Annotated in this window: 18 protein-coding genes and 2 pseudogenes; 10 read left to right on the plus strand and 10 right to left on the minus strand. The window is 73.4% G+C overall.

Features of this window, described 5'->3' with window-relative positions; translation table 11 throughout:
* The first annotated feature begins 61 nt into the window (after nt 1–61).
* Nucleotides 62–1,219, plus strand: a complete 1,158-nt coding sequence (locus ACFYPJ_RS16330; RefSeq protein WP_389016594.1) for a YihY/virulence factor BrkB family protein — start codon at nt 62–64, stop codon at nt 1,217–1,219.
* A 132-nt stretch (nt 1,220–1,351) separates the two neighbouring features.
* Nucleotides 1,352–2,038 carry a helix-turn-helix domain-containing protein gene (locus tag ACFYPJ_RS16335; RefSeq protein WP_389016597.1) on the plus strand — a complete coding sequence of 229 codons (687 nt, stop codon included), beginning with the start codon at nt 1,352–1,354 and terminating at the stop codon, nt 2,036–2,038.
* On the opposite strand, the gene ACFYPJ_RS16340 is transcribed toward ACFYPJ_RS16335, so the two are convergent.
* Both ACFYPJ_RS16340 and ACFYPJ_RS16345 read right to left on the minus strand, forming a co-directional pair.
* The gene (locus tag ACFYPJ_RS16340; protein WP_389016599.1) at nt 2,021–2,422 is read right to left on the minus strand and encodes a VOC family protein; all 402 of its coding nucleotides are present in this window, start codon (nt 2,420–2,422) and stop codon (nt 2,021–2,023) included. The two genes, ACFYPJ_RS16335 and ACFYPJ_RS16340, sit on opposite strands and share 18 nt — an antisense overlap.
* A gap of 100 nt (nt 2,423–2,522) precedes the next feature.
* Nucleotides 2,523–3,155 (minus strand): VOC family protein, encoded by a 633-nt coding sequence (locus tag ACFYPJ_RS16345; protein ID WP_389016602.1) that lies wholly within the window; start codon nt 3,153–3,155, stop codon nt 2,523–2,525.
* 338 nt (nt 3,156–3,493) lie between these two features.
* Between ACFYPJ_RS16345 and ACFYPJ_RS16350 the strand changes: the two genes are divergently transcribed.
* Nucleotides 3,494–4,357 (plus strand): oxaloacetate decarboxylase, encoded by an 864-nt coding sequence (locus tag ACFYPJ_RS16350; protein WP_389016605.1) that lies wholly within the window; start codon nt 3,494–3,496, stop codon nt 4,355–4,357.
* Nucleotides 4,354–4,635, plus strand: a complete 282-nt coding sequence (locus ACFYPJ_RS16355) for a hypothetical protein (protein ID WP_389016608.1) — start codon at nt 4,354–4,356, stop codon at nt 4,633–4,635. Before ACFYPJ_RS16350 ends, ACFYPJ_RS16355 begins: the two co-directional genes overlap by 4 nt.
* A 108-nt stretch (nt 4,636–4,743) precedes the next feature.
* Here the strand turns inward: ACFYPJ_RS16355 and ACFYPJ_RS16360 are convergent, their stop codons facing one another.
* On the minus strand, nt 4,744–5,262 hold the full coding sequence (locus tag ACFYPJ_RS16360) for an aldehyde dehydrogenase family protein (RefSeq protein ID WP_389016611.1): 519 nt from the start codon (nt 5,260–5,262) through the stop codon (nt 4,744–4,746).
* Between the two features lie 56 nt (nt 5,263–5,318).
* Between ACFYPJ_RS16360 and ACFYPJ_RS16365 the strand changes: the two are divergent.
* Nucleotides 5,319–6,010 (plus strand): annotated as a pseudogene (locus tag ACFYPJ_RS16365) (helix-turn-helix transcriptional regulator).
* A gap of 42 nt (nt 6,011–6,052) precedes the next feature.
* Here the strand turns inward: ACFYPJ_RS16365 and ACFYPJ_RS16370 are convergent.
* Entirely contained in the window at nt 6,053–7,105 is a 1,053-nt protein-coding gene (locus ACFYPJ_RS16370; RefSeq protein ID WP_389016614.1) for a LacI family DNA-binding transcriptional regulator, read from the minus strand.
* Nucleotides 7,106–7,582: 477 nt separating this feature from the next.
* Between ACFYPJ_RS16370 and ACFYPJ_RS16375 the strand changes: the two genes are divergently transcribed.
* Nucleotides 7,583–9,154 (plus strand): carboxylesterase/lipase family protein, encoded by a 1,572-nt coding sequence (locus ACFYPJ_RS16375; protein ID WP_389016616.1) that lies wholly within the window; start codon nt 7,583–7,585, stop codon nt 9,152–9,154.
* Between the two features lie 120 nt (nt 9,155–9,274).
* Here the strand turns inward: ACFYPJ_RS16375 and mmuM are convergent, their stop codons facing one another.
* Nucleotides 9,275–10,201 carry a homocysteine S-methyltransferase gene (mmuM, locus tag ACFYPJ_RS16380; protein WP_389016620.1) on the minus strand — a complete coding sequence of 309 codons (927 nt, stop codon included), beginning with the start codon at nt 10,199–10,201 and terminating at the stop codon, nt 9,275–9,277.
* A 327-nt stretch (nt 10,202–10,528) separates the two neighbouring features.
* Here mmuM and ACFYPJ_RS16385 point away from each other — a divergent pair, with 327 nt between their 5' ends.
* From ACFYPJ_RS16385 to ACFYPJ_RS16395, 3 genes are all read left to right on the plus strand, one after another.
* Nucleotides 10,529–11,107: an HPP family protein gene (locus ACFYPJ_RS16385; protein ID WP_389016623.1), complete on the plus strand. Its 579-nt coding sequence runs from the start codon at nt 10,529–10,531 to the stop codon at nt 11,105–11,107.
* Between the two features lie 330 nt (nt 11,108–11,437).
* A complete protein-coding gene (locus ACFYPJ_RS16390) occupies nt 11,438–12,202 on the plus strand; it encodes an isocitrate lyase/phosphoenolpyruvate mutase family protein (protein ID WP_389016795.1) in 765 nt (254 codons plus the stop codon).
* A gap of 109 nt (nt 12,203–12,311) precedes the next feature.
* Nucleotides 12,312–12,743 (plus strand): NUDIX hydrolase, encoded by a 432-nt coding sequence (locus ACFYPJ_RS16395; RefSeq protein ID WP_389016626.1) that lies wholly within the window; start codon nt 12,312–12,314, stop codon nt 12,741–12,743.
* Here the strand turns inward: ACFYPJ_RS16395 and ACFYPJ_RS16400 are convergent.
* The 3 genes from ACFYPJ_RS16400 to ACFYPJ_RS16410 are packed head-to-tail and all read right to left on the minus strand — an operon-like array spanning nt 12,724 to nt 15,544.
* Nucleotides 12,724–13,452, minus strand: a complete 729-nt coding sequence (locus ACFYPJ_RS16400; protein WP_389016629.1) for a hypothetical protein — start codon at nt 13,450–13,452, stop codon at nt 12,724–12,726. The two genes, ACFYPJ_RS16395 and ACFYPJ_RS16400, sit on opposite strands and share 20 nt — an antisense overlap.
* A gap of 38 nt (nt 13,453–13,490) precedes the next feature.
* Entirely contained in the window at nt 13,491–14,876 is a 1,386-nt protein-coding gene (locus ACFYPJ_RS16405) for a hypothetical protein (protein WP_389016630.1), read from the minus strand.
* 59 nt (nt 14,877–14,935) lie between these two features.
* Nucleotides 14,936–15,544 (minus strand): TetR/AcrR family transcriptional regulator, encoded by a 609-nt coding sequence (locus tag ACFYPJ_RS16410; RefSeq protein ID WP_389016632.1) that lies wholly within the window; start codon nt 15,542–15,544, stop codon nt 14,936–14,938.
* Between the two features lie 241 nt (nt 15,545–15,785).
* Between ACFYPJ_RS16410 and ACFYPJ_RS16415 the strand changes: the two genes are divergently transcribed.
* Nucleotides 15,786–16,997 (plus strand): MFS transporter, encoded by a 1,212-nt coding sequence (locus ACFYPJ_RS16415; protein ID WP_389016634.1) that lies wholly within the window; start codon nt 15,786–15,788, stop codon nt 16,995–16,997.
* Nucleotides 16,998–17,043: 46 nt separating this feature from the next.
* Here the strand turns inward: ACFYPJ_RS16415 and ACFYPJ_RS16420 are convergent.
* Both ACFYPJ_RS16420 and ACFYPJ_RS16425 read right to left on the minus strand, forming a co-directional pair.
* Nucleotides 17,044–17,205: pseudogene (locus tag ACFYPJ_RS16420) on the minus strand (MFS transporter); the annotation flags it as partial.
* Between the two features lie 38 nt (nt 17,206–17,243).
* Nucleotides 17,244–20,099 carry a glycoside hydrolase family 2 TIM barrel-domain containing protein gene (locus ACFYPJ_RS16425; RefSeq protein ID WP_389016637.1) on the minus strand — a complete coding sequence of 952 codons (2,856 nt, stop codon included), beginning with the start codon at nt 20,097–20,099 and terminating at the stop codon, nt 17,244–17,246.
* Between the last annotated feature and the right edge of the window lie 32 nt (nt 20,100–20,131).

Genomic DNA, 20,131 nt, shown 5'->3' on the forward strand with positions numbered 1-20,131 from the left:
GAAGGTCCCCTGCGCTCCGCCCTGACGCTGAGGGGGTGTCGTACGGCGATACCTTTGGGTCGTGCAGCCAGCCAGCGAACCCCCTGAGCAGCCCACCGGGCGCTTCCACCGGGCACGTGCCCTCTACCGGAACGTCTCCATGCGGCGGACCGCCTGGCTGCTGCTGAAGGACACCGTCAACTCCTGCCTGGAGTACCGCATCCTGGGCCTGGCGGCCGAGGCCGCGTTCTTCACGCTGCTGTCGGTGCCGCCGTTGCTGCTGAGCCTGATCGGGCTGCTCGGCTACGTCGACGACTGGACCGGCGCGGACACCATCCAGAGCCTGGAGACCAATCTGCTGGACGCCTCCCGCACCGTTCTGTCGGACAAGGGGGTGAAGGAGATCGCGGAGCCGATCCTGCACGACGTGATGCAGGGCGGCCGGCCCGACGTCATCTCCATAGGCTTCCTGTTCGCACTGTGGTCGGGTTCGCGCGCGGTGAACGTCTTCATCGACACGATCACCGTGATGTACGGCCTCGACGGCGTCCGGGGCATCGTCCGCACCCGGCTGATGGCCTTCCTGCTGTTCATCGTGGCGCTGGTGATCGGCTCGGTGGCGCTGCCGCTGACGGTGGCCGGTCCGGACGCGGTGGTGCGGGTCCTGCCGTGGTCGGAGACCGTGGTGCAGGTCCTGTACTGGCCCGTCGTGATCGTCCTGTCCATCGTCTTCCTGACCACGCTTTACCACGTCTCGGTGCCCGTCCGGTCGCCGTGGATCGAGGACGTGCCGGGCGCGCTGGTGGCCCTCGCGATGTGGGTCCTGGGCAGCTTCCTGCTGCGCATCTACCTGACCCACACCATCGAGGGCGCCACGATCTACGGATCCCTGGCCGCCGCGGTGGCGGTGCTGCTGTGGGTCGGTGTGTCGGCGTTCGCGGTGCTCGTCGGTGCCGCCGTGAACGCCGCGATCGACCGGGTCTGGCCGGCCGCCGCCACGGCCGCGGCCCGCGCCGCCAACGAACGGGTGCGCAAGGCCCAGGTCGCCGACTACGTGGCCTGGGCCGCCACGGTCGGCGCCCCCGACGACCCGGACGATCCGGACATGCCGTCCGAGTTCCCGGAGCGCTGGTCCCGTTTCCTGCCTCCGGAGGACGTGACGGCGAGGCTCCGTACGCATGTGAAGAACGCCCAGCAGCCGGACAAGGCGAACGGAACCACCGCTCCGCCGGACAAGTGACGCCCACCGCCGCCGACCGCCGCCTGCCTGGCCGTGCCGTGTCCTGCTGGGCTGCTCGCGGGCAGGCCGGCCGCGCCGGGTGAGGTCCGGGCCGGCCGGAGCGCCGTATCCGCCCGGCGTAGCCTGGCGTGCGTGTACGAGGAGCGGGCGTCCCGGCTGGCCGGTGCGGTGGTGTGGCGGATCACCCCGGACGGCGCCGTCGGTGGACCCGTGCTCCCGGACGGCTGTATGGACCTGCTGTGGAGCGAGGGCCGGCTGCTGGTCGCGGGCCCGGACACCCGCGCCCACCCACCCGACGGCCCGGCCCGCCGCTGGGCGGGCGTCCGCTTCCGGCCGGGCACCGCGCCCGCCTTCTTCGGCGTGCCGGCCCACGAACTGCTCGACCGGCGGGTGGAGTTGGCCGACCTGTGGCCCGCCGCGCAGGTGCGCGGGCTGGGCGCGCGGGTCGACGCGGCGGCCGACCCGGCGACCGCGCTTGAGGAGATCGCCCTGGAGCGGTCGGCCGGCCTGCCGCCGCCCGACCCGTTCCTCGCGCCCCTGGTCGACGCCCTGGACGCGGGCCGACCGGTGGCCGCCACCGCCGACGAACTCGGCCTCGGCGCCCGCCGGCTGCACCGCCGCAGCCTGGCCGCCTTCGGCTACGGCCCCAAGACGCTGGCCCGCGTCCTGCGGCTGCAACGGGCCCTCGGGCTGGCCAGGTCCGGGGTGCCGCTCGCCGAGACCGCGGTCCGCGCGGGCTACGCCGACCAGCCTCATCTGGCCCGAGACGTAAAGGAGTTGACGGGGATGCCGCTGGGACGGCTACTCGCCGGCGGATAGCGGAGCGAACAGGTCGACGGCGTTGCCGTCCGGGTCGTGCACGGTGGCGTACCGCTGCCCCCAGAAGGCGTCCCACGGCTTCAGCTCCCCGTGGTACCCGGCGTCCATCAGGTCCTGGTACACGGCGTCCACCTCGGCCGGTGAGGCGCACCGGAAGGCGAGCGCGACCCGGCCGCCCCCGGCGGGCGGGCGCCAGCCGGGGTGGAAGGAGCGGATGGTCTCCTCGGTGTCCAGGGCGAAGGTCAGCCCGCCGGGCAGTGCTGCCTCGACGTGCGGCTGCTCCTCGGCGTCCGCGGGGAATTCCAGGCCGAGGCGGCGGTAGAAGGCGAGCGAGGCGGCGAGGTCGGAGACGACCGCGCCGATCAGGGCGAAGCGTGGGGTCATGCCCGCCACCGTAGGCGGCGTCCGGACCGCCGGTCTTGAACGGATCGGACGCCCTGCGCAAACGGACCGGACGCCGTCCCCCTCCCGGCCCCTGCCCGCCTCAGCCGAAGGTGACCGGCCCCCGGGGTGTGTCCACCGTGAAGGACAGCGCCACCGGGCCTTCCGTGAGAGCGAGCCCGGTGCCCAGAGCGGACAGCAGCGGGTGGATCGCCTCCGGGTCGGGTGCGGTGGCCGTGACCGCCAGCAACGGGGTGACGGGCAGGCCGGACGCGGCCGGGTGGAGCGCGGTGCCCCAGTCGATCAGGAACGGGACGAGACCGGACGGGTGGGCCGTGTCGCTGTCGGTGAGGCGCCACGCCAGCAGCGAGCCGTCCGGCCGGCGGCGGCTCATCGGCCGCGGGGTGCCGGGGTCGTAGCCCCTCGCGCGCGCCGCCGCGACCGCCGAGTCCAGGTGGGGCGGGCTGATCGCCCAGGTCACCGGGCGTGCCCCGGCCGGCAGGTCGACGCCGAACGGCCGCCCGTCCGGCGGGTCCGGCTGCTCCGGATCCGGTCCGATGATCTCCAGGTAGCTGCGGCCGCCCAGAGACACCAGGCAATTGCGGGTGCCCAGCCCGACATGGGCTCCACCGGCAGCGGGCGGCACCCCGGTCCGCCGGGTGAAGTCGGCGACCGTCGACGCCAGGTCCGGGGTGGCGAGGACCAGGTGGTCGAGGAGGGGCGGGATGGCATTCATTCCGGCCGACGCTAAGGGCCCCGCGGACCTCGTTCAAGGTGCGCCGCGGAGAAAGCCGCGGCGCGGACGGACGACGGTCGCGCCGGGCAGGCCGGCTGGGCCGTTCGGGGCATTGTCGCCGACCTGCCCGCGGTGCGGTCGTACGCAGCCCGACGGCCAACGCGCACCCGGCCGCGGACACCGGGCGGCCGGTCGGATCGACGAGCCCAGTGACGTTTCTGCGGTGAAACGGTTCCGCCAATGGGGTGAGTAAAGCGCGCGCACGGAGAGGGTCACGTGAATACATAGACATCCTCTTGTCCTGGTAAAGGACATACCCCCATGGGAGGAGTCAGATCATGACCTACGGGAGCAAACTGCGGGCGCAGATCGCCGCTGAGGGGACGACCCCGCTGATCGGCGTGTACGACATGTACTCCGCGTCGATCGCGGCCAAGCACTACGACGGGATGTTCGTCTCCGGCTTCGGCTTCGCGGCCTCGTACTACGGCCTGCCGGACATCGGGTTCATCGCCTGGCCGGACATGGTCGCGTTCGTCCAGCGGCTGCGCGGCGCCTTCCCGCACCAGCACCTGCTGGTGGACATCGACGACGGCTACGTGGACCCGGAGGTCGCCTGCCACGTCGTCGAGGGGCTGGAGCGGATCGGCGCCTCCGGCGTGATCCTGGAGGACCAGAAGCGGCCGCGGCGCTGCGGACATGCCGAGGGCAAGCAGGTGCTCCCGCTGGAGGAGTACCTGGAGAAGCTGGAGAAGGTGCTGGAGACCCGCCAGGACCTGGTGGTGGTGGCCCGTACGGACGCCACGGACGAGCACGACATCCTGCACCGGGCCGAGAAGCTCGCCGCGACCGACGCCGATGTCGTCCTGGTCGACGGGGTCCGCAGCGTGGAGTGGATCCGCCGGATCCGCGAGGTCGTCGGCGGCAAGCCGCTGCTGTTCAACCAGATCGCGGGCGGCAAGTCGCCCCGGCTGTCGCTGGGCGAACTGACCGAGCTGGGCGTGGACGTCGCGATCTACAGCACGCCGTGCCTGTTCGCGGCCCACGAGGCGATGGACTCCGCGCTCACCGGCCTGAAGGCGGCCGACGGGCGGCTGCCCGAGGTGGACGCGGCGAGCGGGGTCGGCGTCAAGGCGTCCACCCTGCTGCTGGAGAAGAACATCGCACGCGAGCGGCTGCAGCCCGAGGGCGTGGGCGTGTGACGCGATCCGTACCGACGTTGCGGGCGGCGACGGTGCTCGCCGCGGCGCTCCTCGGGGCCGCCGCCGCGCCCGCGGCCGCGGGCGGGCCCGAGAGCGGGGTCAAGGGCGGAAGCCTGATCACCGTCATCGACAACTCGCAGGCCGACTCGATCCTGGAAGTGGACCGCACGGCGAACCTCCAGACCGGCCGGGGCACCGCGGGCAGCGACCACGACGGCAGCGCCGTCGACGCCATCCAGGCCCTCATGGGCGAGGACGCCGGGGACGACGAGGACTGATCCGGCCCCGCCGGCGTGGTCCGACGGCCGGGCACCCCACCCAGGGCGCCCGGCCGGTTGCAGCCACCGCCGCGTTCGGCCGGTAGCCCCGCGGTCCGCCGCCGGCGGCTACCGGCGGGCACCCGCCGAACTGCCGTTCCTGGGCGGGCACCCGCAGTACACCATTCCGGCCTCGATACGAGTCGCCACCTGCCGCGCATGCTCGACGTCGGCGTCGAAGACGTAGCCGCCCAGACCGAACCGGGTGGCATTGGCCAGTTGAATGGCTTCTTCCTCGCTGTCCACGACGTAGAAGGACAGCACCGGCACGAATGCCTCCTCCTGGTAGAGCGGGTTGTCCGCGTCGATGTCCGTGACGATCGTCGGTTCGAGGAAGAAGCCGGGGCGGTCGACGCGGTTGCCGCCGTGGACGATTCGGGCTCCCGCGGCCTTCGTGGCCTCGATCTGCCGCAGCAGCACGTCCAAGGCGCGTTCACTGGACATGGGGCCGACGAGGGTGGCCTCGTCCTTCGGATCACCCACCGTGATCGCGGCAAAGCGTTCCTTCAGCGCGGCCGGCATCAACCGGTAGCCGACCGGCGGCGGGGAGAACGGGCCGGACGTGCGGGCCGTTGCCCAGGGACACACCGAGCGTGCTTCGGGCACCGGATGCCGGCCAGACACCCGGTTCGGCTACGTCTCGCGTGGCTGTCACTGGCAGGGACAGGCTGAGCCGCGGACCGCTGGCGCAGCTCGCCGGAGTCTCCGTGGCGTACTACACGAGGTTCGAGCAGGGCAACGCTCGCAACGTCTCACGCGAAGTGCTGGACGCGGTCTCCCGGGTGCTCCGGCTCTCCGACACCGAGCACGCCCATCTGCTCAGCCTGGCCCGGCCCAAGCGGCAGCCGCTCTCTTCGGGGACTGGGCGGCCCGGGCCCCGCAGGACCGGAACTGGGCCAGGATCACCTTTCTCGACCCGGCCTCCCGGAAGCTGTTCGCGGACTGGGATTCCAAGGCGTACGACGTGGTGGGACAGCTGCGGCTGGGCGCCGACCTGCAGGCGGACGATGCGTCGCTCGCGTCGCTGATCGGTGAACTCTCCATGCGGAGCGAGGACTTCCGCAAACTGTGGGCCGCCCACGACGTCAAGAAGAAGACGTACGGCACCATGCGTTTCTCGCATCTGCTGGTGGGTGAACTGACCCTGCGTTACGAGACCCTCGCGGTCCTCGGCGATCCGGAGCAGAAGCTGTCCGTCTATCACGCCGAACCAGGTTCGCCCTCGGAGGAGGCGCTGCGCCTGCTGGCCAGCTGGGGAGCGGACGCCTCGCAGGAGCGCCCGGCCGACGCCGCCGACCACGCCGCCCCTGACCGCGGCACGCGCCGTTCCGGCTGATGGCACTACGTCTACGAGACGGCCGGCCGACGCGGCAGCGGCTCAGCGTCCGGAGTCGGGCCGAGTGGCCGTGCTCGTGCGGGGGACGAGGCGGGTGGGCAGTTCCGTGCGCGTCTCCGCCAGACGTTCGCCGCGCGCCATCCGTACCAGCAGCCGCAGAGCCGTCGCCGCCATCTCCGCCAGCGGCCGGTGGACCGTGGTCAGCGCCGGGACGGCCCAGCGGGCCTCGGGCAGGTCACCGAATCCGACCACGCTCAGGTCGTCCGGCACTCTGAGCCCCCGTTCCGCCAACGCCCCGTGGACCCCGAGCGCCATCCGGTCCGAGCAGGTGAACACGGCCGTCGGCCGCTCGGGCAGGTCGAGCAGTTCCAGCGTGCTCAGCCGAACGGCGAGGTCGTCGGGGCCCGCAGGCCGTACGTACTCGGCGCGCTGCCGCATCCCCGCCGCGGCGAGGGCGGAGCGGTAGCCGGCCACCCGGGCGTCGCCGTGCACCGCGCCCCGGCATCCGGCGAGCACGGCGATCCGTTCGTGACCCAGCGCCAGCAGGTGCTCCGTCGCGGTCACCGCGCCCTGCCGATCCGCCGCGCCGACCGAGACGACACCGGGCGGCGGCTCGTGCGCCGGGTCGATCAGCACGTACGGGAGGCCGCGCCGGGCCAGCCAGGAGTACTGGGGCGGCGACAGCCCCGGCAGGTGGAACAGCACCCCGGAGGAACCGCGCGCGGCGGCCCGGTCCAGCCAGGCGTGCTCGGCGCGGCCGTTCGCGGTCCGGTCCGGGGCGGCCGACACCACCACCTCAAGCCCCGCCGCGTGCGCCGCCTCCGCCACCCCGCGCAGCACCGGCCCCGATCCCGGGCCGTCCAGCGACTCCAGTACGAGATCGACGAAACGGGGCGGCCCGGCAGGCTCGAAACGGGATCTGCGCACATAGCCGAGCCGGTTCAGTGCCTCGGTCACCCGGCGGCGGGTCTCCGGCGCCACGTCATCCCGGCCGTTGACGACCTTTGACGCGGTCGGCACCGAAACGCCCGCCTCGCGGGCCACCATCGCCAGCGTCGGACCGGCCGCCGCGCTCGCGCTCTCTGTACTGATCATCGCCGAACCTGCCTCTCCAGCCCGCCCGAGGGCCAACGAAAGGTGCGGCCGACGCCGCCTCCGCAGCCTGCCAGAACATCATCGCGAAAGCGCTTGCTGCGAGAGATGTGACCCAAGACGACGCGAAGACAAGGCAACGCGCGCAAACATCGGCGGTGGAAGTCGTCATCGCGGTGGTATCGAACCCGTGATCACGGATGGTGGGGCGCGCGGTCTTCGCGGTCATGCGCGGAGGCCGGGCCTGGTGCTTTTCGCGGTCCCGGACGTCGGCGCAGACGCCGGAGGCCCCGGGCCGCGCGGGACGGCGAACCCGAACGGGGCGCAAACCCACCGTATGGCGCACCGGCGTACACCCAATAGCCCCCCGGGCGCTGCGCAACCCCGGAATACCGGCGGACGCTGGAGTGCTCTGATGTCAGGGTGCAAGCGCTTGAGAGCCATCGGTGCAAGCGCACGGCGGGAGGAGCTGGTGGGCGGATGACGGCAGACCAGGCGGGCCCCGTGGCCGACACGCCGTACGGGGCGGTACGCGGCAGATACGAGCGCGGCGTCGCGGTGTTCCGCGGCATCCCCTACGCGGCCCCGCCCTTCGGGCCCCGCCGGTTCCGTGCGCCCGAGCCGCCCGAACCGTGGGACGGCGTGCGCGACGCGGGTTCCTTCGGGCCGACCGCGCCGAAACCGCCGTACTCGGAGGCGTTCGCCCGGTATCTGTCCGACCCGGTCGTGCCCGGCGACGACTGCCTCAACCTCAACATATGGACCCCGGAGCCCGGGCCGGGCGCCCGGCTCCCGGTCCTGGTATGGCTGCACGGCGGCGCCCTGACCAGGGGCTCGTCCGCCGTGCCGGTGTACGACGGGTACGCCTTCGCCCGTGACGGCGTCGTCCTCGTCTCCCTCAACTACCGACTGGGCGTCGAGGGCTACGGACTGTTCCCGGACGCGCCCGCCAACCCCGGGCTGCGCGACCAACTGGCCGCGTTGCGCTGGGTGCACACGACCATCGCGGCCTTCGGCGGCGACCCCGACCGGATCACCCTGGCCGGGCAGTCGGCCGGAGCGATCAGCATCGGCGCGCTGATCGCCGCCCCGCAGGCCCAGGGGCTGGTGCGCCGGGCGGTCCTGCAGAGCGGCCCGCCCGAGGTCGTGGAACGGGACAAGGTACGGCGCATGGTGCGCCGGATGGCCACCCGGCTGAAGGTGCCCGCCACCGCCGAGGGCTTCGCCACGGTCGACCGGGACCTCCTGCTGCGCACCCAGGCCGAGGTGGGCCGGCTGAGCAGCCCGGTCCTGGGCGGCCCGGCGTTCGGGCTCGTCGTGGACGGCGACGTCGTCCCGCGCGACCCGTTGGAGGCGCTGACCGAGGGCGGAGCGGCGCGGGACGTGGACCTGCTGCTGGGCTGGACCCGCGACGAGTACCGGCTGTGGCTGGTCCCCGGCGGCCTGATGGAGCACGTGGACCGGCTCGGCCCGGTGGCGCTGGCCGGTGCCATGGCCCGCTGCCACTGCGGCCCCGAGGTCCCGCGCGGCTACCGCGCCCTCAACCCCCGAGCCCGTACCGCCGAGGTCGTCGGCCAACTGGTCACCGACCATCTGCTGCGCCGCCCGCTGCACCGGTTGGCCGACGCCCGCCCCGGCACCTCGTACGTCTACGAGTTCGCCTGGCCCTCCAGCCTCCCGGACCTCGGCGCCTGTCACGCCCTCGAACTGGGCTTCGTGTTCGACACCGGCGACATGCCCGAATCACGCAAGCTCGCGGGCGAGGGCGGCCCACAGGAACTGTCCGACCTGATGCACGCGGCCTGGGTGCGCTTCGTCGCCACCGGCGACCCCGGCTGGCAGGCATGGGACGACAGCCACCCGGTGCGGATCTTCGGCGACGGCGACCCGCACACCGCCCACGGTCCGCGCGACGGGGAACTCGCCCTGTGGGAGGCCGCCGCCGGCGCCCGCGGCTCGGCACCCGTCGACGGCACGCCGGCCACACGCGGCACCGAACTGGCCTCCGCCGTCCGGCGGCTGCGCCGGACCATGGGCGCCCGACTGCACTGAGAAGCACGGCACTGAGAAGCACTGCGCTGCGAGACCGGCTGGGGTGGGACCTGCCGAGTCGGGACCGGCCGCAGTGAGACTGTCCGCGCCGGGATCGACTACGTCGGAACCGACTGTGCCTCAGGCCGCCTCCAGGGTCCGGGCGATCGACGTGATCGCCCGCGGTCCCACCCGGCAGCAGCCGCCGATCAGCCGGGCGCCCGCGTCCCGCCATGCCGTGACCTGTTCGGCGCTGAAGGTGGCACAGCCGTCCCAGGTGTGGGCCGCGGCGTCCCAGGACTCTCCGCTGTTGGGGTAGGCGACGACCGGTTTGCCGGTGACCCGGGCGGCGATCCGGACCGCCCGGCCGACGTCCTCGGGCGCGCAGCAGTTCACGCCCACCGCGATCACCTCGTCGGCGTCCGCGGCCAGGGCGAACGCCTCCGCCAGCGGCTGCCCGGCCCGGGTGCGCTCGCCCTCGACGCTGTACGACAGCCAGACGGGCACGCCCAGTCCGCGCACCGCCCGCAGCAGGGCCGCCGCCTCGTCGGCGTCCGGGACGGTCTCCAGGGCCAGCACGTCCGGGGCGGCCCCGGCCAGCACCTCCAGGCGCGGACGGTGGAAGCGTTCCAGCTCCGCCACGCTCAGCCCGTACCGGCCGCGGTACTCGGAGCCGTCCGCGAGCATCGCCCCGTACGGTCCCGCCGACGCGGCCACCCACAGCGGGCGCGTGATCCCCTCGTCGTGAGCACGCCGCGCCGCGTCCCGGGCCAGCCGCACGCTGTCGGCGAACAGCCGGGCCGCCTGCCCGCAGCCGATCCCACGGTCCCCGAAGCCCTCGTAGGTGGCCTGGTAGGAGGCGGTGGTGGCGACGCTCGCGCCCGCCCTGAAGTACGCGAGATGCGCCTGTGCGATCGCTTCTGGCCGCTCGACCAGCAGCCGTGCCGACCACAGCGCGTCGGCCAGGTCGTGCCCGGCGGATTCGAGCTGGTTGGACAGACCGCCGTCGAGCACGACCACTCCGGCCCCGAGCGCTTCGGCAAACGTCGGTGAGCTGTCGCTGGTCATGCCTCGACGCTAGCCGATGCCGCCGGCGGACGGCCCGACCGCCCTTTTCCGGACCGAGGAACCGATCACGAGCCGAGCCGTCAGCGGAAGCCGAGGACAACCCGTCCGGTTGATCTTTTACGGATGCGGCGCCGGACAGTGCCGCTGATGCCCCGGTCGACGTCGCGGAACGCCCCGCCGCCTGTCGATAAAGTTCCTCAATTGCCCGATAAACGAGCGATCTTGGACGGGATCCGGTCGATGACGTCAGGATGCCCGGCGTGATCCCCGTCTTCACGGACGACGAGCCGCGTGGGCCGAAAGCGGGGAAAATTCCGAGGAGTTCGCGTGCTGTTTCCGAGCGCCCCGCAGACGGCGGCTGAAGCCCCCGGAACAACGGAGACCGTCGATGCGTCGGCCCGCCCGCGGAAGCGTTCCCTGCTGCGCGGACGGACGTCCGCGCAACCGCGGCCGCCCCGGAGCACGGTCGCCGCCTCGGCCGTCACCACGTCGGCCGGACTGGCCGTGCTGGTGGCCGCGGGGACACTCATGCACCAGACCGTGCTCGTACCGCCGCTCGCGGCCACGACGGCGATCGTCACCGCCACCCCCGATTCGCCGCTCGCCCAGCCCCGCCAGGTCCTCGGCGGCCACATGCTGTCCTGCCTCGTCTGCTTCGCCGCGCTCGCTCTCGGCTTTCATGGTCCGTGGGGCGCCGTCGTGGCCTGCGGCGTCGCGTGCGCACTCGTGCTGGTGCTCAGGGCGGCCCATCCGCCGGCCCTGGCGACCGCCGTCATGATCATGCTCACCGATCCGTCCCCGGGCCGCTTCGTGCCCCTGCTGGCCGCCGGTGCGGTACTGCTGGTCGTGGTGCAGATGGTCTCCGCCCGCCTGCGACGTGAGATCTATCCCGTTTCCTGGTGGTGAGCCGGCACGGTCGGGACGGCGGTCGCCGCCTGCCGCCGTCGCCCGCTGCCACCGTTCGGGTACCGCGACCTGCCGAGTCGTCACCGGCCTGGGTGACAGGTGAGTTCTGGCCGGCCTCGGTGGCAGCGGAGTTCTCGCCGGACGAGCCCTCGGCAACGCCGTCACCCGACAGTTCGGCCGGCGCCGAAGCGAACCGGGCCTAGCGTCGGTCCTATGAGCGACATCGCGCAGAAAGCCGCGGCGGGAGCGGCGGTGGCGGCCGTGGCAGGGGGCGCGGGACCGATGCCGGAGCCGGAGCCGGAGCCGGGGACGGAGCCGGATGACGGTCCGCTGACGGGCCGGACCTTCGCCGCGCTTCATCACCGTCCCGGTCGTCCCCTGCTGCTGCCCAACGCCTGGGACCACGCCTCGGCCGCCGCCCTCGCGGCACGCGGATTCACGGCGATCGGGACGACGAGCCTCGGTGTCGCCGCGGCGGCCGGGCTGCCCGACGGCGCGGCGGTGACCCGCGATCGCACCCTTGGACTCGCCCTCATCCTCGGCACCGAGCCGTTCCTGCTCTCCGTCGACGCCGAGGGCGGGTTCAGCGACGAACCCGACGACGTGGCAGAGCTGGCACGGCAGTTGTGGGCCGTCGGGGCCGTCGGCGTCAATCTGGAGGACGGGCTCGGTCCTGCGGACCGGCATGCCGCGAAGATCGCCGCCGTCAAGGCGGCCGCACCCGGCTTGTTCGTCAATGCCCGCACCGACACCTACTGGCTGGGCGACGGCAGGGGCACCCGTGAGCGGCTGGACGCCTATCGACGGGCGGGCGCGAACGGTGTGTTCGTACCGGGGCTGAGCGACCCCGAGGAGATCGCCGGCCTGGTGCGGCACCTCGACGTCCCCCTGAACATCCTCTACTCGCCCACCGGGCCCACCGTCCGCCACCTCGCCGACCTGGGCGTGCGCCGGATCAGCCTCGGCTCGCTGCTCTACCGCCGGGCGCTGGGCGCCGCCCTGGACGCCATGGCCGACATCGCGGGCGGCCGCGCGCCGGACGGTACGACGCCCTCGTACGACGACGTACGAGCCTGGGAACGGCGGCCCGGATGAGAGCGGGAACACAGCCCGGTCCGGGGCGCGCTGGTAAGGTGGGCGCCTTTCTGGGTATGCCTGTATGAAGACCCTTTTCGACCCGTCACCGGTGAGAGACCGAGGAACCATGGACCTGGAGATCCCCGGCGAGAGGCGACTGGCCGCCGCCGTCGTGATGGACGAACGGGCGCGGGTGCTCCTGGTGCGCCGCAGCGAACGCGAGCGGTTCCTGCCCCGGGTGTGGGGCGTGCCGTGCGGGAAACTGGAGCCGGGGGAGTGTCCCGTGGACGGCGCGCTGCGGGAGTTGAAGGAGGAGACCGGCCTGCTCGGCGAGATCGTCGCCCGGGTCGGCGAATCCTGCTTCGTCAGCGACTACCGCGGCCACGAGGTCAAGAACTGGCAGGACAACTTCCTGGTCAGGCCGTTGACCCGGGTCGTCACCCTGCCCGAGCCGGACCAGGCCCACGCCTGGCTGGCCCTGGACGAGCTGACCGGCGTCGACATCGACGACTACAACCTGGACGTAGTCCGCCAGGCCGTCACGTACATGGGCCTCTGAGCAGTTCCGCCAGTTCGTCCAGCGCCGCCAGATAGCCCGGCGCGTCCAGCGGAACCTTGGCCACCGCCCCCGGACGCGGACCGGCCACCGTGAACACGTCCGTATGCTGCCGGCGCCCCGCACCCGTCTCCAGGAACAGCGTCACCGTCGGCGCGTCCGTGTCGCACCAGGCACGGTGCAGGGTGTGCGCGGGCAGGGCGTAGGTGCTGCCCGCCGTGTACCGCCCCACTTGAGTCAGCCGCAGCGACTGACGTCCGGCCGGTGCCAGCCGCCAGTCCGCCGTACCGTCCGACAGCGTCTCCTCGTAGTGGTCCGCCGCGATCCCGTCGCCCCCGGCCTCGTACAACTCCATCGCCAGCCGGCCCCGCACGATGCAGGAGGCCAGTGCGCAGCGGTGGTTGTGGACGTCCTCCTCGCCCGCCGAGCCGGTGCCGGGACGCCAGACATGGGCGCGCAGCATGTGCCCGGTGCCGGTGTCGACCAGCAGGAGCTTGTCGAAGCCGAGGACGTGCCGGTACGACAGCCGGGCGCAGCCCGCCGGGTCGCCCTCGCCCGAGGCCAGTTCGGCGATCAGCTCCAACAGCCGCTCGGGGGCGCCCAGTTCGGCCACCACGGTGCGGGCCGCCAACACCCTTTCGTGCTCGGGCAGTTCACCGTCCAGGGTCTCGGCCAGCAACCGCCGTGCCGCCAGGACCTGTCGACCGCCCATGCACTCAACCCTTCGGCCGCCGGGCCGGAACGACGGGTTCAGCCGTCCGGCTGATACATCCATACGGCATGTGCCCGCATCGCCGAAAGACCTTGATAGGTCATCCACAGGGGGCGGCGCAGCTCGGTGCCGTCGTCCCGGTCCCAGCTCCAGATGCCGTCCGTCTGACCCGCCCACACGGCGGCGAACGCCCCGTCGAGCCGCTCCCGCCAGCGCGCCTGGAGCCCGTCAGCCCGCGCCACCTCACGGGCACCCGGCGTGGTCAGGGCGCGTACCAGCCACGCCGCGGTGAAGTGCCGCACGTTCAGCACCTCGTGCCGGGCCGGGTCGCCGGTGCGCGGCCTGCGCACCTCCTCGCGCAGGTTCGCCACGTCCGGGCAGGCGTCGTGCCGCGGATCCGGGCAGGCGAGCAGCCAGCGCACCCCGTCCTGCCGGGCCGCCCGCGCCCCCGCGTTCTCGCCCAGCACCCGCGCCGCCCGGTCCAGGGCGACCACGGCCTGCGCGGTGTGCAGCGCCGACGGCGGACCGAACGGCGGACACAGCCGGTACGCCCAGCACCGCAGATGCTCCCGGCGCTCGTCGTCGAGCGCGCCGTCCACCAGGGCCTCGCACAGTTCGGGCAGGTGCGGCGAGCGGGGCGCGGCACGCAGCAGACCGCGCAGCACGGTCGTGACGACATGGGTCGAGTCGCGGCCGGCCGGGTCGAGTGCGCGGGTGAACCGCGTGGCGCACCCGGTCACCTCCGCCGCCACCCGGTCGCCCGACGACCCGGCCCGCGCCAGCGCACCCAGCACCAGCGCGGTGACCTCGGGCCGGGCCTGCGAACCCTGGGTGCGCGCCGACCAGCCGCCGTCCGGCAGCCGCAGCCGCCACAGCGTCTCCACCAGGTCGCCGGTGCTCAACCGCCCGTCGGGCACCCCCAGATCGAGGATCGTGTGCAGGCCGTACGCCGTGCTGAGCGCCGTGGGCGGCGACGCGTCGCCCTCGCCCAGCGAATGGGACCAGCCGGTGAGCCGGCCGCGCACCGGGTCGTCGACCACGGTCACCTCGCTCACCAGCGTCTCGTACGCGGCCGCGAACACCTCCGGCAGCGGGCCGGGTGTTTCGGCCGCCGTCCGGACGGACACCGCAGCCGGCCGCCCCGCCCCGGCGGCCCGCAGCCGCAGCAGCGCAGCCGCCAGCCAGGCCGCCACCGCCGTACCGCCCCCGCTCACCCCGGCGACCAGCCACTTGGCCGCCGCACCGCCGAGTGAGTCCGGCAACACCCCGAACAGGGCCTGGAAGACGCCGTATCCCGCCGCCGCGCAGCCGAGGCCGCCCAGCCAGCCGACGAACCGGGCGGGCGGTGAGTCCCCGTCCGCCGCCGGCACCGGATCGACCGCCCCGGATCCCACGGGCCCGCGTCCCAGCTGCTGTTGCGACACGGCGCGCTCCCTCCCCCGCGGCGGCACACAACACCCGCTCACACTCGCGAAGTTCCAGTCTAGGGCGTTGACGGGTCCCCCGGGGCGTCGCCTGCGGGCGCCGTCCGGGGCCAGTGCTCCAGCGCGATGTGCAGGGCGTCGACCGCCTTGTCCCAGGAGAGCTGTACGTCGCGCGGGGCGCCGAAACCGCCCGCCGACTCCAGCGCGCAGTAGCCGTGGAAGGTGCTGCGCAGCAGGCGTACGGCGTCGGTCAGGTCGGGTTCGGCGAGGCCGTAGGCGCGCAGCAGGCCGTAGGTGACGTCGGCGGTGCGGCGCAGCGCGGGGGAGTCGGCGACGAGGTCCTGGTCGATCCGGATCTGGGTGGCCGCGTACCGGCCCGGCCGCTGAAGCGCGTACGACCGGTAGGCCGCGGCGAACGCGACCAGCGCGTCCTTTCCGGTCCGGCCCGCCACGGCGGCCGCGATCCGGTCGACCAGCTCGCCGCCCGCGTACAGCGCGAGCCGGGTGCGCAGCTCTTCGAGACCGCGGACGTGCGAGTACAGGCTGGCGTCCTTGACGCCGAAGCGGCGGGCCAGCGCGGACAGAGTGACCCGCTCGAAGCCCACCTCGTCCGCCAGTTCGGCCGCGGCGGCGACGAGCCGGTCGACGGTGAGTCCTGCCCGGGGCATACGGCGGGCGACCTCCGAATCCCTCTGTCGGCGACGGTCGATCAATCAAGGCCGCCCGACGGGGTTGCCCGACCGGGGTCGGCCGGCGGTCGGCGAAGCGGTCGGCCGGGCTGATTGTCCTACCTGGCCGGCTGCCTAATATAGCCAGGTCCGGCGGTGCGTCGGCGCGGGTTGCGGGTGGGGAGCCGAGCCCACTGCCCAAGACCGCCGGGCGGAGAAGCCGTGATACGGAGTGGGGCGGATGGACGACGGGGCGCGACCCCTGTGGCGGCAACGCGACTTCGGGATCTTCTGGTTCGCGCAGACCCTGTCCGTCCTCGGTGACTCCTTCGCGATGATCGCTCTGCCGCTGCTGGTGCTCCAGGCCACCGGTTCGCTCGCCCGGATGGGCCTGCTGACGGCGGTGGGCGGTGCGGCCTCCGTGCTGGCCGCGGTGTTCGCCGGGGCGCTGGTGGACCGGGTCGACCGGCGCAGGCTGCTGATCGGCTGCGACCTGGTGCGCCTGGTGCTGTACGGACTGGTGCCGCTGGTGTGGGCGTTCGGCCCGCGCGGCTGGCTGCTCTACGTGGTCCTTCCGGTGTGCGAGGCCGTCGGCATGCTGTTCGCCGTCGCCTACGTCACCGTCGTACGGGGGCTGGTCGGCCGGGACCGGCTGACCGAGGCCAACGGCCGGCTGAACGCCACGGCGGCCGCGGCCGGGGTGCTCGGACCGCTGGGCGCGGGCCTGGTCGCGGCCTGGACGGGGCCCTCCGCCGCGATCGGTGTGGACGCGGCGAGCTTCGGGGTGTCGGCGGCCTGCCTGTGCTTCGTCCGGATCCGGGAGCGCGCCGCCGACGGCGCCGGACCGCCCGGGCGGGCCGGCCTGTGGCAGGACCTGCGCACCGGCGTGTCCTTCCTCCGCCACCACCCGGTGCTGCGCACCCTGACCGTCCTCCTCTTCGTCTTCAGCTTCCTCACCCTCGGCCTCACCGACCTGGTCATCTACCACGTCAAGCACGACCTCGGCCATCCCGACGGCACGGTCGGCACCGTCATGGCGGTGGGCGCGCTCGGCACCATCGCGGGCTCCCTCCTCGTCGCGCGGGTCCGCGGGCGGTTCGGTTTCGGGCCGACCTGGACCGGCTCGGTCGCGGTGTGCGGGCTGGCCTTCGCCGGTCTCGGCCGGGCGCACGAGGTGGCCGTCGTCGCCGTGCTGGGCGCCGCCTTCCTGGCCTGCGTCGCCATGGCGGGCACCTGCTCCATGTCCCTGCGGCAGGAGGTCACCCCGGAACCCCTGCTGGGCCGGGTCACCTCCGCCTTCTGGACCCTCCAGTACTCGGCGGCGCCGGTCGGCGCCGCCGTCCTCACCTGGGCCGCGGAACGGCACGGGACGGCGCTGGTCGGTGCCGTCGCCGGGGGCTGCTGCGTACTGATCGCCGCGGTGGCACCGGCCACGCCGATCCGCGGGGCGTGACGGGGGAGCGACGAGGCGCCGATCACCCAGGCACCGACGTCCCGGGCCCGCGGTACGACCCTGGGAAGTGCAGGCCCAGCCCGGCGTCCGACGGGGACAGCCCGAACGCGTAGCGCAGGCCGGGCACCGCCGGCCCGTAGAGGGCCTGGAGCATGCCGATGAGGACGAAGCCGACGCAGGACGCCACCGCGGCCGGCCTGGTGAACAGGCGTCGGCCGGACGCGGTGGCGGTCAGGACCTGGTCGGTCAACCGAGTTCCGAGAAGACGAAGGAGAACTCGGCGGGTTCGGCCCGCAGGTAGTACTGCGGGAGCGGGCCGGGACCGCAGGACTGCGAGCCGATGCCGTGCTGGCCGTGGTCCAGGTTGACCCACACCGTGTCGCCGGGAGTGAGGTCGCTGAGGTGGGTGGCGGCGTCCAGTTCCCCGGTGGTCCAGCGGCGGGCGGTGAACCAGAACTCCAGGTCGCCCTCGACGCGCAGCCCGCCGATCTCCGCCCAGCGGACGTCGGCGCGGGCGCCGTTCTCCTGCGGGCGGACGTACGGGGTCTGCAGGTCGTCGACCGTGGACTCCCAGCGGCCCGGCAGCGCCGCCGACCTCGTGTCCGGGTACGCCTCGCCGGGACCGCCGCCGAACCAGCGCACCCGGTCGGCGGCCGACAGCCCGAGGCGGACACCGAGCCGGGGCAGCGGCACCGTCCAGTCGCCCTCGGGGGACACGGACACCGTGAGCTTCACCCGGTCGCCGTCCGACGTCCAGCGGTACACCGTCGCGAGCCCCACCTCCCGGGCGGCGGGCGCCACCCGGGTGCGCACCGTCAGCGCGTCGCCCTCCGGTTCCACCGCGTCGAGGCGGTGCCGCATGCGGTGCAGACCGAGCCGGCGCCACAGCAGCCCGTACCGGGTGTCGGTCTGCCAGGCCGCGCCGTCGTCGTTGTCGGTGGGCGCCCGCCACACGTCAAGGCGCGGACCGGTGACCGGCACCGCGCCGATCGCCGTGAGTGCGCCGGTCCGGGCGTCGAAGGAGGCCGGGCCGAGGGTGATCAGCCGCTCGCCGGGCACCGGACGCGCGCTCGGGGTGACGGACGGCACCGGGCGCGCTGTGACCGGGAACCGGCCCCAGGCGACCACGTGGCCGCGCGGCCCCCACGCGGTGTCGGCGGCCAGCACCGCCCGTACCGTCCCCTGGATCTCGCCCGGACCTGTCGGGGGCGGCTGCGGGAGCTTCACCTCGGCGGACTCACCGGGCGCCAGGGCCGGCACGGCCAGCGCGCCCGACGCGACCGTGTCGCCGTCCACCTGGTACGACCACTCGAAGGCGAACGCGGACAGGTCGGCGAAGTCCTGCTTGTCGGTGATGCGCACGGTGTTGCCGGTGCCGTCCCCCTCGATCAGGACGGGCTCGATCACCTTCTTGAACTCGACCAGACCGGGGGAGGGCCGGCGGTCCGGGAACAGCAGGCCGTCGCAGACGAAGTTCCCGTCGTGCAGCTCCTCACCGAAGTCGCCGCCGTACGCGTAGCCGTACCGCTCGTCCTCGATGCCGTGGTCGATCCACTCCCAGATGAATCCGCCCTGGAGCCGCTCGTGCGACTCGAAGATCCGCTGGTAGTCGGCGAGGCCGCCGGGGCCGTTGCCCATGGCGTGGCCGTACTCGCACAGGATGAAGGGGAGTTCGCGGCGGCGCCGGGTGCCGCCGTCCAGGCCGCGGCCGATCTGTTCGACCTCGGCGTGCGGGGCGTACATCCGCGAGTACATGTCCGTGTCACGGCAGGTCTGGTCGCCCTCGTAGTGGACGAGCCGCGACGGGTCCCGGCCGTGGATCCACTCGGACATCGCGGTCAGGCCGCGGCCGGTGCCGGCCTCGTTGCCGAGCGACCAGATCACCACCGACGGGTGGTTCTTGTCCCGCTCGACCATGCGGGCGGCACGGTCCAGCAGGGCCGGGGTCCAGCGGTCGTCGTCGACGGGGTTGTCCCGCCACGCCTGCTCGGTGAAGCCGTGGGTCTCCAGGTCGCACTCGTCGATCACCCACAGGCCCAGCTCGTCGCAGAGGGCGAGGAAGGCGGGGTGCGGCGGGTAGTGGGAGGTGCGGACGGCGTTGATGTTGTGCTGCTTCATCAGCAGCACGTCCTCGCGCATGGTCTCCGGGTCGAGGGCGCGGCCCAGCCGCGGGTGCCACTCGTGCCGGTTGACGCCCTTGAACAGCACCGGCCTGCCGTTGACCCTGATCAGGCCGTCGGCCAGTTCCACCGTGCGGAAGCCGATGCGCAGCGGCACCCGTTCGCCCTCGGTGGCCAGTACGCCGTCGTAGAGCGTCGGGGTCTCCGCGGTCCACGGCTTGACCGGGACCGTCACCGGCTCGCCGGTCGCGACGTCGATGCCGAGGCCGGGCACGGTGACCCGGCCGTCCACGTCCGAGTCCACGCGCAGCGTGCCGGCGCCGCCTGCGTGGTCGTAGGAGGCGTGTACGAAGAAGTCGAGGACGGCGCCCGCCGGGCGGTGCAGCAGGGTGACGTCACGGAAGATGCCGGGCAGCCACCACTGGTCCTGGTCCTCCAGGTACGAGCCGGCCGACCACTGGTGGACCCGGACGGCGAGCACGTTGCCGGTGGGCCGCAGCAGGTGCCCGACCGCGAACTCGTGGGGCAGCCGGGAACCCTTGAACTCGCCGATGTCCGTGCCGTTCAGCCAGACGCGGGCACAGGACTCCACCCCGTCGAACCGCAGCACGCAGCCGCCTTCGGCGAGGTCCGGCCAGTCGTCGGGCAGGTCGAAGAAGCGCAGGTGGTCACCGGTCGGGTTCTCGGTGGGCACCCGGGGCGGGTCCACCGGGAACGGGAAGAGGTGGTTGGTGTAGATCGGGGAGCCGTGGCCCTGGAGCACCCAGTGGCCGGGCACCGGGAGCCGGGCCCAGCCGCCGGAGTCGTACCCCGGCTCGGCGAACGCTTCGTCCTCGGCGTCTGCCGTCGGCGACAGGCGGAAGCGCCAACTGCCGTTCAGGGAGAGGGAAGCGGCATCGGAGGAGGGGTACCAGGCGCGGGGCGGCAGGGCCCCGGAGCCGGGTGAGACGTCCTCGACGTAGTCAACGGTCCGGAAAGACATCGGTCTCCTTGCTCAGCCCTCGACACCGGTCC

The organism is Streptomyces sp. NPDC006012 (genome assembly GCF_042871185.1).
Taxonomy (GTDB): domain Bacteria; phylum Actinomycetota; class Actinomycetes; order Streptomycetales; family Streptomycetaceae; genus Streptomyces.

What these genes read in the sequence shown, in the direction of transcription:
- ACFYPJ_RS16375 (WP_389016616.1), top strand. Translation starts at nt 7,583, where the DNA reads ATGACGGCAGACCAGGCGGGCCCCGTGGCCGACACGCCGTACGGGGCG.
- ACFYPJ_RS16370 (WP_389016614.1), bottom strand. Translation starts at nt 7,105, where the DNA reads ATGATCAGTACAGAGAGCGCGAGCGCGGCGGCCGGTCCGACGCTGGCG.
- ACFYPJ_RS16340 (WP_389016599.1), bottom strand. Translation starts at nt 2,422, where the DNA reads ATGACCCCACGCTTCGCCCTGATCGGCGCGGTCGTCTCCGACCTCGCC.
- ACFYPJ_RS16400 (WP_389016629.1), bottom strand. Translation starts at nt 13,452, where the DNA reads ATGGGCGGTCGACAGGTCCTGGCGGCACGGCGGTTGCTGGCCGAGACC.
- ACFYPJ_RS16395 (WP_389016626.1), top strand. Translation starts at nt 12,312, where the DNA reads ATGGACCTGGAGATCCCCGGCGAGAGGCGACTGGCCGCCGCCGTCGTG.
- ACFYPJ_RS16350 (WP_389016605.1), top strand. Translation starts at nt 3,494, where the DNA reads ATGACCTACGGGAGCAAACTGCGGGCGCAGATCGCCGCTGAGGGGACG.
- mmuM (WP_389016620.1), bottom strand. Translation starts at nt 10,201, where the DNA reads ATGACCAGCGACAGCTCACCGACGTTTGCCGAAGCGCTCGGGGCCGGA.
- ACFYPJ_RS16415 (WP_389016634.1), top strand. Translation starts at nt 15,786, where the DNA reads ATGGACGACGGGGCGCGACCCCTGTGGCGGCAACGCGACTTCGGGATC.
- ACFYPJ_RS16345 (WP_389016602.1), bottom strand. Translation starts at nt 3,155, where the DNA reads ATGAATGCCATCCCGCCCCTCCTCGACCACCTGGTCCTCGCCACCCCG.
- ACFYPJ_RS16410 (WP_389016632.1), bottom strand. Translation starts at nt 15,544, where the DNA reads ATGCCCCGGGCAGGACTCACCGTCGACCGGCTCGTCGCCGCCGCGGCC.
- ACFYPJ_RS16425 (WP_389016637.1), bottom strand. Translation starts at nt 20,099, where the DNA reads ATGTCTTTCCGGACCGTTGACTACGTCGAGGACGTCTCACCCGGCTCC.